The following is a 15,122-nucleotide window of genomic DNA, read 5'->3' on the forward strand; positions in this document are numbered from 1 at the left end:
AGGGCGGCGGGCGGGGCCGCCGTCTACACCCTCAGTACGGAGAGCTCCACGGGGGTGGGCGCGGCGGCTGCCGGACCTCTCGGTCGTATCCGGATGCGCGGACCGACCGGCTCCGGGCCGGTGGCGGCGGGCAGGCCCCATTCGGCGAGGCCGGGCGCCTGGTCGGCCCCGGCGCGGGCCCGCCCCGGCAGGGCGGGCGCGTCGTCCGCGTTCCTGCTCTTGCCGCATCCAGGGACGGGGCCGGGGCGCGAATCCGAGTCCGGGGCCACGACCACGTCAGTGTCGGTGGCAGTCGGGGTGACAGTGGCAGTGGCAGTGGCAGTCGCGGGCGCGCCCACCGCCCCTGCGTCCGCGGGAGGCCTCGCGCCCGCGGAAGCCCCTGCGTCCGCGACGGTCTCCGCGCCCATGGCCGCCGGCGCGACCGGGCGGCCGTCACCCGCGGCAGTCCTTCCCTGGCCGCAGAACAGCGCCAGTACGACCGCGAGCACCGCCGTCAGGCAGCACCACTGCGCACGGGACACGGACACGGACACGGCGACCGGCCTTTCCGGACGGGGGCGACGGGGGCGACGGGGGCGACGGGAAACGACGCGCGGCAACAGGTGATCAGCTGCCGAAATGGTACGTGCTGCGGTCCCACGCCCCCGTGCCGAACCGTACGGCTCCCGCACCGCCGGACCGTCCGCTCGCGCCCGGGCCGCACGCCGCCGGACCGTCCGGCTCGCATGCCGCCGCGCCACGCCGGTACCGATGCCGACACCGTGACCCGGACCGCACGAAATACGTTCGCCGTTCCTCGGGCCCGAATGAGATCCTGGGGTCCGTATGTCTACTTCCTTCGCCGATCTCCAGTCCCGGCTCGAAGAGCTCTCGCTCCGCGACGCCCACCGGCTCGGCCGCCGTCTCGATGGGGCGCGCCGCATCCGCAAGCCCGAGGCCCGGCAGGCGGTGCTGGACGAGATCGCCACCGAGGCCGGAAAAGCGGCCGAACGGCTCGTGCTGCGCGCCGGGCGGGTCCCCGCCGTCTCGTACCCGGAACAGCTCCCGGTCAGCCAGAAGAAGGACGAGATCCTGGAGGCGATACGCGATCACCAGGTCGTGATCGTCGCCGGTGAGACGGGCTCCGGCAAGACCACGCAGATCCCGAAGATCTGCATGGAGCTGGGGCGCGGTGTCCGGGGCATGATCGGGCACACGCAGCCGCGCCGGATCGCGGCCCGTACGGTCGCCGAGCGCGTCGCCGACGAACTGCGGACCCCGCTGGGCGAGGCGGTCGGCTGGAAGGTCCGCTTCACCGACCAGGTGAACCCCGACGCGACGTTCGTCAAGCTGATGACGGACGGCATTCTGCTCGCCGAGATCCAGACGGACCGCGAACTGCGCGCGTACGACACGATCATCATCGACGAGGCCCACGAGCGCTCGCTCAACATCGACTTCCTGCTCGGCTATCTGGCCAGGCTGCTGCCCAGGCGTCCGGACCTGAAGGTCGTCATCACCTCGGCGACGATCGACCCCGAGCGGTTCGCGCGCCACTTCGGCGAGGCCCCGATCATCGAGGTCAGCGGGCGTACCTACCCCGTCGAGGTGCGCTACCGCCCGCTGCTGGAGGAAGCCACCGAAGACTCTGCCGACGCCGACCGGGACCAGATCACCGCGATCTGCGACGCCGTCGACGAGCTCCAGTCCGAGGGCCCCGGCGACATCCTGGTCTTCCTCTCCGGCGAGCGCGAGATCCGCGACACCGCGGACGCCCTGAACAAGCGGAACCTCCGCCACACCGAGGTGCTGCCGCTCTACGCCCGCCTCTCGCACGCCGAGCAGCACCGGGTCTTCCAGCGCCACACCGGCCGGCGGATCGTGCTGGCGACGAACGTCGCCGAGACCTCGCTGACCGTCCCCGGCATCAAGTACGTGATCGACCCGGGCACCGCCCGGATCTCCCGCTACAGCCACCGCACCAAGGTCCAGCGCCTCCCGATCGAGCGGATCTCGCAGGCCAGCGCCAACCAGCGCAAGGGCCGCTGCGGTCGTACGTCGGACGGCATCTGCATCCGGCTGTACTCCGAGGACGACTTCCTCACCCGCCCGGAGTTCACCGATCCCGAGATCCTGCGCACGAACCTCGCCTCCGTCATCCTCCAGATGACCGCGGCCGGCCTCGGCGACATCGAGCGGTTCCCCTTCATCGACCCGCCGGACCACCGCAACATCCGCGACGGCATCCAGCTCCTCCAGGAGCTCGGCGCGCTGGAGCAGGGCGAGAAGCCGGCCCGGGAAGCCCGCGCGGGCGAGCGGGAGGAACGGCCCGAGGGGAAGAAGGGGCAGCGCCTCACCCCGCTGGGCCGCAAGCTCTCGCAGCTGCCGGTCGACCCGCGTCTGGCGCGCATGGTCATCGAGGCCGAGCGCAACGGCTGCGTCCGCGAGGTCATGGTGATCGCCGCCGCGCTCTCCATCCAGGACCCGCGCGAGCGGCCCGCGGAGAAGCAGACGCAGGCCGATCAGCAGCACGCCCGCTTCAAGGACGAGACCTCCGACTTCCTCGCGTTCCTGAACCTGTGGCGGTACATCCGCGAGCAGCAGAAGGAGCGCGGCTCGTCCAGCTTCCGCCGGATGTGCAAGCAGGAGTACCTGAACTTCCTGCGCATTCGCGAATGGCAGGACATCTACGCGCAGCTGCGCACGGTCGTGAAGCAGATGGGCGTCCAGCCCAACACGGAGGACGCGCCCGAGCAGTCGGTGCACGTCTCGCTGCTGGCCGGGCTGCTCTCGCACATCGGGCTCAAGGACACGGAGAGGAACGAGTACCTGGGCGCCCGCAACGCCAAGTTCGCGGTCTTCCCCGGTTCGGCGCTCTTCAAGAAGCAGCCGCGGTTCGTGATGTCGGCCGAGCTGGTCGAGACGTCCCGGCTGTGGGCGCGGGTCAACGCCAAGGTCGAGCCGGAGTGGATCGAGCCGCTGGCCCAGCACCTGCTGAAGCACACCTACAGCGAGCCGCACTGGGAGAAGGACCGGGCGGCGGTGATGGCGTACGAACGCGTCACGCTGTACGGAGTGCCGATCGTCGCCCAGCGCAAGATCAATTTCGGCCGGATCGACGCCGAGACCTCCCGCGATCTCTTCATCCGCCACGCCCTGGTCGAGGGCGACTGGCGGACGCACCACCAGTTCTTCCACGACAACCGCAAGCTGCTCGGCGAGGTCGAGGAACTGGAGCACCGCGCCCGCCGCCGCGACATCCTCGTGGACGACGAGACGCTCTTCGACTTCTACGACCAGCGCATCCCCGAGCACGTGGTCTCCGGGGCGCACTTCGACTCCTGGTGGAAGCACAAGCGCCGCGACGAGCCGGACGCGCTGGACTTCGAGCGCTCGATGCTCATCAACGAGAAGGCCGGGGCCGTCACCAAGGACGACTACCCGGACTCCTGGCGGCAGGGGAAGCTCAAGTTCCGGGTGACGTACCAGTTCGAGCCCGGCGCGGACGCCGACGGCGTGACCGTCCACATCCCGCTCCAGGTGCTCAACCAGGTCACCGCCGAGGGCTTCGACTGGCAGATCCCGGGCCTGCGCGAGGAAGTGGTCACGGAGCTGATCCGCTCGCTGCCCAAGCCGATACGCCGGCACTACGTCCCGGCGCCGAACTACGCGGAGAAGTTCCTGGGCCGGGCCGTTCCGTCCGCCTCTGACGGCCCGATGTCACAGCAGGAGCCGCTGACGGTCACGCTCGCGCGCGAGCTCCAGCGGATGGTCGGCGTCCCCGTCGCGGCGGGCGACTTCGACCTGAGCCGCGTCCCGGATCACCTGAAGATCACGTTCCGGATCGTCGACGAGCGGCGCCGCAAGGTGGCCGAGGACAAGGACCTGGAGGCGCTGAGGCTCCGGCTGCGCCCCAAGGCCCGTCAGGCGCTCTCCAAGGCCGCGGCGGCCACCGCGGGCCCCTCGGGCGAGTCCGTCGAGCGTTCGGGCCTCACGGACTGGACGATCGGCACGCTGGACCGGGTCTTCGAGACCCGGAGGGCCGGCCAGCCGGTCAAGGCGTACCCGGCCCTGGTGGACCAGGGCGCGACCGTGGCCGTGCGTCTCTTCGACACCGAGGCCGAGCAGCAGCGAGCGATGTGGCTCGGCACCCGCAGGCTGATCATGCTGAACGTGCCGGTGAACCCGGCGAAGTTCGCCTCGGACAGGCTCTCGAACCAGCAGAAGCTGGCACTGTCCGCCAATCCGCACGGTTCCGTGCAGGCGCTGTTCGAGGACTGCGCGACGGCTGCCGCCGACCGGCTGATCGGCGCGCACGGCGGCCCCGCCTGGGACGAGGAGTCGTACCGCAAGCTGTACGACAAGGTGCGCGCCGACCTCGTCGCGCTGACCGAGCACACGGTCAAGCAGGTGCAGCAGGTGCTGGCCGCCTGGCAGGCGTGCGAACGGCGGCTGAAGGCCACGAACAGCCCGGCCCTCGCCGCCAACGTCGCCGACGTGCGCAAGCAGCTCGCGGATCTCGTGCCCGCGGGCTTCATCACCGCGAACGGGCTGCGCAGACTGCCCGACCTGATGCGGTACCTGGTCGCCGCCGACCGTCGGCTCCAGCAGATGCCGACGGCCGTCCAGCGCGACACCACGCGCATGGAGAAGGTCCACGAGATGCAGGACGAGTACGCCTGGCTGCTCGAACAGCTGCCGCAGGGCAGGCCCGTTCCGCAGGAGGTCCTGGACATCCGCTGGATGATCGAGGAGCTCCGGGTCAGCTACTTCGCGCACGCCCTGGGGACGGCCTACCCCGTCTCCGACAAGCGGATCGTGAAGGCGATCGACGCCGCGGCCCCCTGAGCAGCCGCGGCCCCTGAGCCGGAGCGGGCAGCCGGAGCGGGCGGCCGGACCGGTGACGGAGTGATCACCAGGAGCGAAGTCGACCGGACCCTCCGACCTGCTGTACAGTCTGTCTTCGCAGCCAGCCGCAAGGCAGCAGCGAAAACCTGGTCCTGTGGAGCAGTTTGGAGTGCTCGCCACCCTGTCAAGGTGGAGGCCGCGGGTTCAAATCCCGTCAGGACCGCAGTACGAAAGCCCGGATCCCTCGGATCCGGGCTTTCGCGCGTTCCGGCACGGTCACACCGACGACCACCCGGCCAACGGATCCACCCCACCCGCCCCGTCGTCCGCCATTCCCCGCCCCACCACATCGGCCATGAGCCACCACGCCGACCGGTCACGGCCACGGCGACGACCCCGGCTGCGGTCGCAGCAGTAGCCGACGCACCGTCAGGACCACCTGAAGGCCGCCACGGGGTCCGTGACGGCCTTTGAGGGCGGGGCGGCAGAATTCCTCCACCCCGCCCCCGCGGGGCGCCAGAACGGCGATTCCTGGATCCAGGACGAAAGTCCCCCGACCGAGTGACCAACAGCAGGGCAATCCACACCCCGAAGGTGGCAGGCTCGAAGTGACGCGACTCATATGGTGTGACGGGAGTCACTAAATGAGTTTCGCGAAGAGGTGACCTTACACCCTTCCTACAACTGCCGAATTTAATATGTGCAATTGCACCTGCCTGATGGCGGCGACGAAGGAGAGTGGCGGGTGCGGCACGAAAGCCGCCCGGGGGATGCCACCGAATACCCCCGACCACCCCGGCCCGACTTCTCCGGAAAGCCCGGCAACGGCCCCCGGAATCCCGTACCGAGGCACACGGGCCGACCCGCGTTCCCACTCCGTAGCCAACCGGCCGCCCGGTTTTCAACAACCCGGAACAGGCGCCTCGATCCCCGGGCGACCCGGCACCGGCGCAACGGCCGGCACCTCAGGAATCACGGGACTCCAGAGCTCCCGGCCCGCGCAGTTCCGAGACCTGGGAACCCCGGGAGCGGCACGGGCGGAACGCACGACGCCGCCCCGGAGAAGAAGCCCGAAGGGGCCTCTCCCGAGGCGGCGGAGCACAAAAAGAGATCGCGCCAGACCCGGCGGAGTCCAGCGCGATCGAACGACGTACCCGTATTGCACAGGTATGGCGCCCGTTGGGGCGGGCGCCCGTCATGTGGAGCCATAGGCGGGTCTGTACGGGTTGGGGGACCCGGGAACCCGGTTGTGACGCGACGGCAGGGGGCGTGTCAGGCCTCGCTGCGCTGCTGCGGAATACCCGCCAGCAGTGCGCGGACCTCTGCCTCGCGATAGCGGCGATGTCCACCGAGCGTCCGGATGGACGTGAGCTTCCCCGCTTTCGCCCAGCGGGTAACCGTCTTCGGGTCCACGCGGAACATCGTGGCGACCTCAGCCGGGGTCAGCAGCGGCTCGGCATCAGGGGTGCGAGCGGTCATGAGCGGCCTCCTCGGGAGAACCGAACCAATCTCGGTTCTTTCCTCTAAATTCTGCACCTTGACCCGCGTTGCCCGAAATGGCAGACGCGGGCCGAGTCGGTTATAGGACGAACGGCTTGTCCTCGGCACTACAACTACACCATCCGTCCAGCCACGTCGGCCAAACCGATGGAATTGCCCTCCCAGGTGTTCATCAGCGACGGAAGCCGATGGACCATGCCATAGCGGACAGTCACACCACCGTGACGATCAGTCACAGAGCGATCAGGAGTCACCAGACCCCCCATAGCGTGCAATGCAGAGCAATCCGCCCCCAGTTGGGCGGAAGGAGCCCTCCCCGGACTCCTTGTCCTATTTTGGCACGAGGGGTAGGGAAGGGCGCAAGGGCCCAGTTAGTGCAATCCATCACGCTTGAGAGAAAGGCCCGGTTCAGGACGTAGGTCCCATCAGCCTTTGAGGTATTGTTCCGCCTCTTCATCCCCACGTGTCACACGCCACAAAGGTTCAGACGCGGCAAGGTCGCATTCAGTTCGCGAATTGACGATCTCTTACGGCCCGCCAGCGTTCCGCCAGCCTCCCGTACGCCTCGCTCGCCCGATCGGTGTCACCGGCCCGCAGCGCCTCCACCCCCTCGGCCACGTCGGCGGCCGAGTGGTCCGCGGCGAGCCGTTCCGCCGGCAGGGCATGCACCAGCCCCGCGTAGTCCAGCTCCACCAGTGCCCGCGGATGGAACTCCTCCAGCCAGCGCCCCACCTCCACCAGCCCCTCGGTCAGCGGCCCCTCGTCCACGGTCTCTCGCAGGGTCCGCAGCGCCCTGGCCAGCCGGCGGCGGGCCTGGACCATCGGCGTCCGGTAGCGCAGCACCGGCGGCTCCCCGCCCTTGCCCGCCGCCGCGTACTCCCGCTCCTCGTCGGAGAAGAGCACGAACCAGCGCACCGGCACCTGCCACAGCGAGGTCAGGATCCAGGGCCTGGCGTCCGGGTTGCGCTCCGCCCACCGCTCGTGGTCCGCGACCGCCTGTCCGCGCACCACCGGCGGCAGCACCGCGTCCAGCACCGGCTCCGGGAACAGGTCCGCCAGCTCCCCCAGGGCCAGCCAGCCGCGCAGCCTGGTCCGCCACGGGCAGACGCACACCACGCCGTCCGCCTCGGCGACGAACGCGTCCGCGCTCTCGTGCGCCGGCACCCCGACCGGCGGCGTGGCCACCAAGTCCGCGAGCGAACGGCGCAGTTCGTCCTGGGCCGTGGGGATGTGGGCGCGCCCGGCGTAGCGGGCCCAGTGGCTCCGCTCGGGTTCCGGGAAGGCGGCGAGCGGTTCGTACACCCGGAGGTAGGACGCGTACGGGACGAGCACCGAGGACACCACCGACATGCCGTAGATCGTGTCATGCCCGTACTCCTCCGGGGGGTGATCCTCGGCACCGGACCTGATCTACCTACGCGTAGGACTTACGCTCTTGCCCAGTCGGACCCGCCTGCCGGCCGGTCCACGGCCCTCCCCACCTTCAGGAGGGTCCTCCGCCGCTTCGTACTTGGGAGTCACCACAGTGACCGATGTGACCGGCGCGCCTGTCGATGTACTGCACACCCTGTTCCACTCGGACCAGGGGGGCCACGAGCAAGTCGTGCTCTGCCAGGACCGTGCCAGCGGCCTCAAGGCCGTGATCGCCATCCACTCCACCGCCCTGGGCCCGGCCCTCGGCGGTACCCGCTTCTATCCGTACGCCTCCGAGGAGGAGGCCGTCGCGGACGCGCTGAACCTGTCGCGCGGTATGTCCTACAAGAACGCCATGGCCGGCCTCGACCACGGCGGCGGCAAGGCCGTGATCATCGGCGATCCCGAACGGATCAAGTCCGAGGAACTGCTGCTGGCCTACGGCCGGTTCGTGGCCTCGCTCGGCGGCCGGTACGTGACCGCCTGCGACGTCGGCACCTACGTCTCCGACATGGACGTCGTCGCCCGCGAGTGCCGCTGGACCACCGGCCGCTCCCCCGAGAACGGCGGCGCCGGCGACTCCTCGGTGCTCACCGCGTTCGGTGTTTTCCAGGGCATGCGGGCCTCCGCGCAGCATCTCTGGGGCGACCCGACCCTCCGTGGCCGAAAAGTAGCGGTCGCCGGAGTCGGCAAGGTCGGTCACCACCTGGTCGAGCACCTGCTGTCGGACGGTGCCGAGGTCGTGATCACGGACGTGCGCGAGGAATCCGTGCGCCGTGTCACCGACAAGCACCCCGAGGTGGCCGTCGCCGCGGACACCGAGGCGCTGATCCGCACCGAGGGCCTGGACATCTACGCCCCGTGCGCGCTCGGCGGCGCGCTGAACGACGACTCCGTACCCGTGCTCACCGCCAAGGTGGTGTGCGGCGCGGCCAACAACCAGCTCGCGCACCCCGGCGTGGAGAAGGACCTCGCGGACCGGTCGATCCTGTACGCACCCGACTACGTGGTGAACGCGGGCGGCGTGATCCAGGTCGCGGACGAGCTGCACGGCTTCGACTTCGACCGGTGCAAGGCCAAGGCGTCGAAGATCTTCGACACCACGCTCGCCATATTCGCACGTGCGAAGGCGGACGGCATTCCGCCGGCTGCCGCGGCCGACCGGATCGCCGAGCAGCGGATGGCCGAGGCGCGCCGCGCCTGACGGCCGGGAACGGCGTGGGGCTACAGAGCCCGACACGAGGTGACGAGGCGTGACGGGGGCGTGACACTGCGTTCCGCGGCCTGCGATCCGTCGGTCGGCGTGAGACTTCTCTCGCCGGTCGGCGGGTCGCATGCCAGGAAGAGGTTAAAATCGCAGTTGACCAGCGAGGACAGGGCTTCTCGCAGGTCCTCTTCCGGGGCGCCCGATACGGGCGGCGTACCGTATGGCCGCGGAAGCAGGTACCGTTAAAGCCCTACGGGCACGGTCTCTCGGATGAGAGTCCGTCCTGAAACATGAACGCGTGTCAAGACTCTGGGGCCGTCGAGCCCCGTCACCGAGGGGGTCGAGCCATGGGGCGCGGCCGGGCAAAGGCCAAGCAGACAAAGGTCGCCCGCCAGCTGAAGTACAGCACCGGCGGGACTGACCTGTCGCGTCTGGCCAATGAGCTGGGCGCATCGTCTTCAAGTCAGCCACCGAACGCGGAGCCGTTCGAGGACGAGGAAGACGACCCGTACGCGCGGTACGCGGATCTGTACAACACCGACGACGAGGACGAGGACGAGGACGACAAGTCCGGTCCTGCGTCAAAGCGCCGCGGCGCTTGACCTCGCGCTGACACATCAACCCGGTCCGGGCTTCCCGGACCGGGTTCTGTGCTACCCCGATCCGGAGACCGCTGGTTCGGTGGCTGCCGGGATCCGGCGGCCATGGGCACGACGGCCGACCGGGTGACCAGGTAGCCCCGGTCACCGGCCCGCTCCCGCACTACGCTGCGTAGTCACCCACCAGCTCCGCACCGGAGGCGTGCTCGCCGCGTTCGACGATCTCGCCCGCGACCCAGGAGTCGACCCCGCGGTCGGCCAGTGTGGTCAGGGCCACGTCGACGGATTCGGCGGGGACGACGGCGATCATGCCGACGCCCATGTTCAGCGTCTTCTCCAGCTCCAGCCGCTCGACCCGGCCGAGGGTGCCGACCAGGTCGAAGACCGCGCCGGGCGTCCAGGTGGAGCGGTCCACCCGGGCGTGCAGGTGGTCGGGGACGACCCGGGCCAGGTTGTTGGCCAGGCCGCCGCCGGTGACGTGGCTGAAGCCGTGCACCTCGGTCGTGCGGGTGAGGGCCAGACAGTCCAGCGAGTAGATCCGGGTGGGCTCCAGAAGCTCCTCGCCGAGGCTGCGGCCGAACTCCTCGACCTCGCGGTCCAGCGCCCAGCCGGCCCGGTCGAAGAACACGTGCCGGACGAGCGAGTACCCGTTGGAGTGAAGACCGGACGACGCCATGGCGATCACCACGTCACCCTTGCGGATGCGTTCCGGGCCGAGCAGCCGGTCGGCCTCGACCACGCCCGTACCGGCGCCCGCGACGTCGAAGTCGTCCGGGCCCAGCAGTCCGGGGTGCTCGGCGGTCTCGCCGCCGACCAGGGTGCAGCCCGCGAGGACACAGCCCTCGGCGATGCCCTTCACGATCGCCGCGACCCGCTCGGGGTACACCTTGCCGACGCAGATGTAGTCGGTCATGAAGAGCGGCTCGGCTCCGCAGACGACCAGGTCGTCGACGACCATGCCGACGAGGTCGCGGCCGATGGTGTCGTACACGCCCGTCTTGCGGGCGAGGTCCACCTTGGTGCCGACGCCGTCGGTGGCGGAGGCGAGCAGCGGACGCTCGTAGCGCTTGAGGGCGGAGGCGTCGAAGAGGCCGGCGAATCCGCCGAGACCGCCGAGACCCTCGACCTCGGGACGGCGGGTCTTCTTCACCCACTCCTTCATCAGCTCTACGGCGCGGTCGCCGGCCTCGATGTCGACGCCCGCTGCCGCGTAGGAAGCACCTGTTGTCTCAGACATGGCCTGGGATCTTTCGTGTGGAGATACGGGGCTGGTGGGCCAGGGGGTACGACCGGCCGTCACGGACGACGCAGGGCGTCGGACGCGGCGGTCGCCGCAGGGCCTGCCGCCAGCTCGGTCTCCAGCAGTTGCTTGCCGAGCAGCTCCGGGTCGGGCAGCTCCATCGGGTACTCACCGTCGAAGCAGGCGCGGCACAGGTTCGGCTTGGCGATCGTCGTCGCCTCCACCATCGCGTCGAGGGAGATGTACGCGAGCGAGTCCGCGCCCATCGACGCGCCGATCTCCTCGACCGTCATCCCGTTGGCGATCAGCTCGGCGCGGGTCGCGAAGTCGATGCCGAAGAAGCAGGGCCACTTGACCGGTGGGGACGAGATCCGGATGTGGATCTCGGCGGCGCCCGCCTCGCGGAGCATCCGGACCAGGGCGCGCTGGGTGTTGCCGCGGACGATCGAGTCGTCGACGACGACGAGACGCTTGCCCTTGATGACTTCCTTGAGCGGGTTCAGCTTGAGGCGGATGCCCAGCTGGCGGATGGTCTGCGACGGCTGGATGAAGGTCCGGCCGACGTAGGCGTTCTTCACCAGACCGGCGCCGAAGGGGATGCCGCTGGCCTCCGCGTAGCCGATGGCGGCGGGGGTGCCGGACTCCGGGGTCGCTATGACCAGATCGGCCTCGACCGGGGCCTCGGCGGCCAGCCTGCGGCCCATCTCCACGCGGGAGAGGTAGACGTTGCGCCCGGCGATGTCGGTGTCGGGGCGGGCCAGGTAGACGTACTCGAAGACGCAGCCCTTGGGCTTCGCTTCCGCGAAACGCGAGGTGCGCAGTCCGTTCTCGTCGATGGCGACGAGTTCGCCCGGCTCGATCTCGCGGACGAAGCTGGCGCCGCAGATGTCGAGGGCGGCGGTCTCGGAGGCCACCACCCAGCCGCGCTCCAGGCGGCCGAGGACCAGCGGACGGATGCCCTGCGGGTCACGGGCGGCGTAGAGGGTGTGCTCGTCCATGAAGACGAGCGAGAACGCGCCCTTGACGTCCGGGAGCACTTTCGCGGCCGCCTGCTCGATGGTGAGCGGCTTGCCGTCGTCGTCGGTCTGGCCGGCGAGCAGCGCGGTCACCAGGTCGGTGTCGTTCGTCGCGGCGACCTGGGTGGCGCGGCCGTCCTTGCGGGGAAGGTCCGCGACCATCTCGGCGAGCTGGGCCGTGTTGACCAGGTTGCCGTTGTGTCCCAGGGCGATCGAGCCGTGCGCGGTGGCACGGAACGTCGGCTGCGCGTTCTCCCAGACCGAGGCTCCGGTCGTGGAGTAGCGGGCATGGCCGACCGCGATATGGCCCTGGAGGGATCCCAGGGATGTTTCGTCGAAGACCTGCGAGACCAGTCCCATGTCCTTGAAGACCAGGATCTGGGACCCGTTGCTCACTGCGATGCCCGCGGACTCCTGTCCACGGTGCTGCAGGGCATACAGTCCGAAATAGGTGAGCTTGGCGACCTCTTCGCCGGGAGCCCAGACACCGAAGACGCCGCATGCGTCCTGGGGGCCCTTCTCTCCGGGGAGCAGGTCGTGGCTGAGTCGTCCATCACCACGAGGCACGCCACCGAGTGTAGGCGAGATCGACCACTGGTCCGAATTCGGGATACCGCGGCGGACCACAGCGGAAGTGCTTCCGGGCGTGGCCCGGAGCCCCTACCGGCCGGTTACGCGGAGTGAGCATCCGGCCTTGTGAGGGGCACGCGGGACTAGGTACGGATCGGCCACAGGGCGGCGGCAGCGCGGATCAGCGCGGCGATAGCAGCGATTTCCGGCCACCCGGGCCGGGGGTGCGCCGGGACCGGATGGTGGCGCTCGGTGAACCGGCCGACGGTCCGGCGCGGAATCCGGCCGAACGCGCGTTTCGTGGCGAGGCTCACACCACAAGGCGGTCGGACGTGTCGGATCCCGGCGCGTCCGGGACCGCTTCGCGGCCGTCGGCCCGCGCGGCGGCCGGTTCCGGGGCGGGTGTTTCCCGGGCGGGTGCATCCCGGGCCGAGGGGTCTCGGGACCGGCGCTCACCGCACCGGACGGGTCCGGGGCCGGCGCCTCCCGGTCCGTCGGAGAGCGCGGATCACCTGCCGGGTTCCCGGGCCGTGGCGCCGAGCGACGCGTCGTTCTCCGAGGCGAGGGTCAGGGTGCGCTCGTCGACCCGGTACGTCGTCCGCCCGTCCAGGATCGCCAGCAGTGTCCGTTCCAGCTTCGCCCGGGGCGTGGGGCACGACATCTTGGTCGTCTCGACGGCGTCGAACGTGATCGTGGAACCGGAGACGGTGGCGCCAGCGCGGAACCGGTTGCAGCCGAGAGTCCCCGTGGCGCCGCCCTTGGTGTCGATCGTGAAGTGGGCGCCGTCCGGGACCTCGGCCCGTTTCCCCCCGACCGTCACCGAGTCCACGTCCCAGCGGACACCCGTGACGGGCGGGCCGGTCCGTGTCGCGCCGCCGCCCTCACCCGCCGCCCCGGGGCCGTCACGGTCGTCGGAGGGGTCGGCCGTCCGCGTGCCGCAGGCGGCCAGGGCGGCGAGGAGGACCAGGGTCACCGAGGCTGCACGTCGAGTACGCATGGCCCTGTGACGGGCGGGGCGGCGGGCCGGTTCCCGGCGAGGAGCGGACCTCGCGCGCCGACGCGCGGGCCCTCGCCCCGGTGAACGGGCTCCTCACCTCATCAGGGGCAGGAGGGCGGAGAGGTCGGCCCGCTCGCCGCTCGCGGCCACCCGCGCCTCGTCAAGGGCGTGCGCCCATTCCGTACGGCCGGTGGCGAGCCTGATCCAGGTGAGCGGATCGGTCTCGACGACGTTGGGCGGCGTACCGCGGGTGTGCTTGGGGCCCTGCACGCACTGGACCACGGCGAAGGGCGGGACACGCACCTCGACCGAGCCGCCCGGTGCCTTCTCCGCGAGAGCGTCGGCGAGCAGGCGCGTGCAGGCGGCGAGCGCCTGCCGGTCGTACGGGATGTCGAGGCCGGTCGCCGCGTTCAGGTCGTCGGTGTGCACGACGAGCTCGACGGCGCGGGTGACGAGGAAGTCCGTCAGCCGCATCGCCCCGGCCGGTGTGGGCAGCAGCCGTTCGTCGCCCGTGCACGGCACCCGTTCCTCGAACCGCTCGGCGGCCTCGCCGAACAGGGCGTCCAGGTCGGAATGCTCGGCGGCGAGCGCCCTGGTACCGGCGGCGATCCGCTCGGCGTGATCGGCCGTGGTGAGCGGCCAGGCGAGGAGCGTCGGTGCGGGTTTCGGGGCGGCGGGTGCGGACCGCTCCGGCTCCCGGGCGGCCTGCGAGAACGCCAGGACCACGTGGGCGGCGAGTTCGCGCACGGTCCAGTCGCCGAGCCGGGTCGGCAGCGCGAGCTGCTCGGGCGTCAGGGTACGGACGGCTTCCCGGACATGGCCGAACTGCGCCAGGACCGCTTCGCGGGTCCGGGCCTGGTCGTAGCGGCGGGCACGTTTCTGGGACGGCGGCATGTCAGGGAGCCTACGGCCCTCGACCGGCCTACGGGGGGGCCACGGCCCGCGGGCCCGGGCGCCGACGGCGGAGGGGCGGCGGGTGACGACGGGCCGGGGCGGGGCGACGGACCGGAGCGGCGGCCGTCTCAGCGCCGGATCGCGAAGGCGCCCAGACCGTGCGCGAGCAGGTCGAAGCCCCGCTCCGCGAGCGCGACGGCGTCCGCGGCGATCGCGTCCGCCGGTTCGCCCGCCAGCAGCCGCAGTTGGTTCGCGTGGATGAGGGAGTTGCGCGTGCTGATCAGCTGGGCCGCCGCGATCCGGGCGATGGGCGGCTCCTCCCCCTCCTCGGTCAGGACGTGGGCGAGCAGCTCGTGGGAGCGCAGGGAGAGCGCGTGCGCGCGGATCAGGAGGGCCGGCGTCTCCTGGATCAGCCGACGCATGTCGAGCACCATCGGCACGTCGCTCATGCCGACCGAGGGGTCGCGGCACTCGATGGCGGCCAGGAACTGCGCGCGCACGGCGGACAGGGCGGATTCGCCGGGGGCCCGGTCCCGCACCACCCCCGCGACATCGCCGATGTGTTCCGCCATCGGCGCGAGGACCAGGTCCTCCTTGCCCGCGAAGTAGTTGAAGACCGTCATCTTCGACACCTCGGCCGCCTCGGCGATCTCGGCGACCGACACCTTGTCGAAGCCGCGCTCGGCGAAGAGTTCGGTGGCCGCGGCCAGCAGACGGTGGCGCGTCTGGAGCTTCTTGCGCTCCCGCAGGCTCATCCCCTCGGTCATGCCGTCACTGTACCAGGATGAATATTAAACCGAGAGTAATTATTGCCCAGGTAAATCTCTACTTGTCCGCGCCGCACGTACGGAACTCGTAC

The 15,122-nt window shown here is 70.5% G+C and carries 11 protein-coding genes and 1 tRNA gene; 4 read left to right on the forward strand and 8 right to left on the reverse strand.

The window, feature by feature from the left end:
• Window positions 1-23: 23 nt before the first annotated feature.
• Complete coding sequence (locus AB0E67_RS18390) at window positions 24-533, reverse strand: hypothetical protein (RefSeq protein ID WP_362027637.1); 510 nt, start codon at window positions 531-533, stop codon at window positions 24-26.
• Between the two features lie 292 nt (window positions 534-825).
• Here AB0E67_RS18390 and hrpA point away from each other — a divergent pair, with 292 nt between their 5' ends.
• On the forward strand, window positions 826-4,827 hold the full coding sequence (hrpA, locus tag AB0E67_RS18395) for an ATP-dependent RNA helicase HrpA (RefSeq protein WP_362027640.1): 4,002 nt from the start codon (window positions 826-828) through the stop codon (window positions 4,825-4,827).
• Between the two features lie 148 nt (window positions 4,828-4,975).
• Window positions 4,976-5,050 (forward strand) — tRNA-Asp (locus AB0E67_RS18400).
• 1,049 nt (window positions 5,051-6,099) lie between these two features.
• Here the strand turns inward: AB0E67_RS18400 and bldC are convergent.
• Together bldC and AB0E67_RS18410 are read right to left on the reverse strand one after the other, a co-directional pair.
• Complete coding sequence (gene bldC / locus AB0E67_RS18405; RefSeq protein WP_003949541.1) at window positions 6,100-6,306, reverse strand: developmental transcriptional regulator BldC; 207 nt, start codon at window positions 6,304-6,306, stop codon at window positions 6,100-6,102.
• Between the two features lie 525 nt (window positions 6,307-6,831).
• Window positions 6,832-7,677 (reverse strand): hypothetical protein, encoded by an 846-nt coding sequence (locus tag AB0E67_RS18410; RefSeq protein ID WP_362027643.1) that lies wholly within the window; start codon window positions 7,675-7,677, stop codon window positions 6,832-6,834.
• Between the two features lie 175 nt (window positions 7,678-7,852).
• On the opposite strand from AB0E67_RS18410, the gene AB0E67_RS18415 reads away from it, so the two are divergent.
• On the forward strand, window positions 7,853-8,944 hold the full coding sequence (locus AB0E67_RS18415; protein ID WP_362027646.1) for a Glu/Leu/Phe/Val dehydrogenase dimerization domain-containing protein: 1,092 nt from the start codon (window positions 7,853-7,855) through the stop codon (window positions 8,942-8,944).
• Window positions 8,945-9,294: 350 nt separating this feature from the next.
• Entirely contained in the window at window positions 9,295-9,549 is a 255-nt protein-coding gene (locus AB0E67_RS18420) for a DUF3073 domain-containing protein (RefSeq protein ID WP_073786650.1), read from the forward strand.
• A gap of 160 nt (window positions 9,550-9,709) precedes the next feature.
• On the opposite strand, the gene purM is transcribed toward AB0E67_RS18420, so the two are convergent.
• The 5 genes from purM to AB0E67_RS18445 all read right to left on the reverse strand — a co-directional run bounded on the left by purM (window position 9,710) and on the right by AB0E67_RS18445 (window position 15,030).
• On the reverse strand, window positions 9,710-10,783 hold the full coding sequence (gene purM / locus AB0E67_RS18425; protein WP_362027650.1) for a phosphoribosylformylglycinamidine cyclo-ligase: 1,074 nt from the start codon (window positions 10,781-10,783) through the stop codon (window positions 9,710-9,712).
• A 59-nt stretch (window positions 10,784-10,842) separates the two neighbouring features.
• Window positions 10,843-12,369 (reverse strand): amidophosphoribosyltransferase, encoded by a 1,527-nt coding sequence (gene purF / locus AB0E67_RS18430; RefSeq protein ID WP_351517961.1) that lies wholly within the window; start codon window positions 12,367-12,369, stop codon window positions 10,843-10,845.
• A gap of 511 nt (window positions 12,370-12,880) precedes the next feature.
• Window positions 12,881-13,369 carry an META domain-containing protein gene (locus AB0E67_RS18435; RefSeq protein ID WP_362027653.1) on the reverse strand — a complete coding sequence of 163 codons (489 nt, stop codon included), beginning with the start codon at window positions 13,367-13,369 and terminating at the stop codon, window positions 12,881-12,883.
• Window positions 13,370-13,462: 93 nt separating this feature from the next.
• A complete protein-coding gene (locus AB0E67_RS18440; RefSeq protein WP_362027655.1) occupies window positions 13,463-14,263 on the reverse strand; it encodes a sterol carrier family protein in 801 nt (266 codons plus the stop codon).
• 128 nt (window positions 14,264-14,391) lie between these two features.
• A complete protein-coding gene (locus AB0E67_RS18445) occupies window positions 14,392-15,030 on the reverse strand; it encodes a helix-turn-helix domain-containing protein (protein WP_362027658.1) in 639 nt (212 codons plus the stop codon).
• Window positions 15,031-15,122: the final 92 nt, after the last annotated feature.

This window comes from Streptomyces sp. NPDC032161 (genome assembly GCF_040636995.1).
Taxonomy (GTDB): Bacteria; Actinomycetota; Actinomycetes; order Streptomycetales; family Streptomycetaceae; genus Streptomyces.

Coding starts and splice junctions, on each gene's coding strand:
- hrpA (WP_362027640.1), top strand. CDS start 826: ATGTCTACTTCCTTCGCCGATCTCCAGTCCCGGCTCGAAGAGCTCTCG.
- bldC (WP_003949541.1), bottom strand. CDS start 6,306: ATGACCGCTCGCACCCCTGATGCCGAGCCGCTGCTGACCCCGGCTGAG.
- AB0E67_RS18410 (WP_362027643.1), bottom strand. CDS start 7,677: ATGTCGGTGGTGTCCTCGGTGCTCGTCCCGTACGCGTCCTACCTCCGG.
- AB0E67_RS18420 (WP_073786650.1), top strand. CDS start 9,295: ATGGGGCGCGGCCGGGCAAAGGCCAAGCAGACAAAGGTCGCCCGCCAG.
- purM (WP_362027650.1), bottom strand. CDS start 10,783: ATGTCTGAGACAACAGGTGCTTCCTACGCGGCAGCGGGCGTCGACATC.
- AB0E67_RS18435 (WP_362027653.1), bottom strand. CDS start 13,369: ATGCGTACTCGACGTGCAGCCTCGGTGACCCTGGTCCTCCTCGCCGCC.
- AB0E67_RS18440 (WP_362027655.1), bottom strand. CDS start 14,263: ATGCCGCCGTCCCAGAAACGTGCCCGCCGCTACGACCAGGCCCGGACC.
- AB0E67_RS18445 (WP_362027658.1), bottom strand. CDS start 15,030: ATGACCGAGGGGATGAGCCTGCGGGAGCGCAAGAAGCTCCAGACGCGC.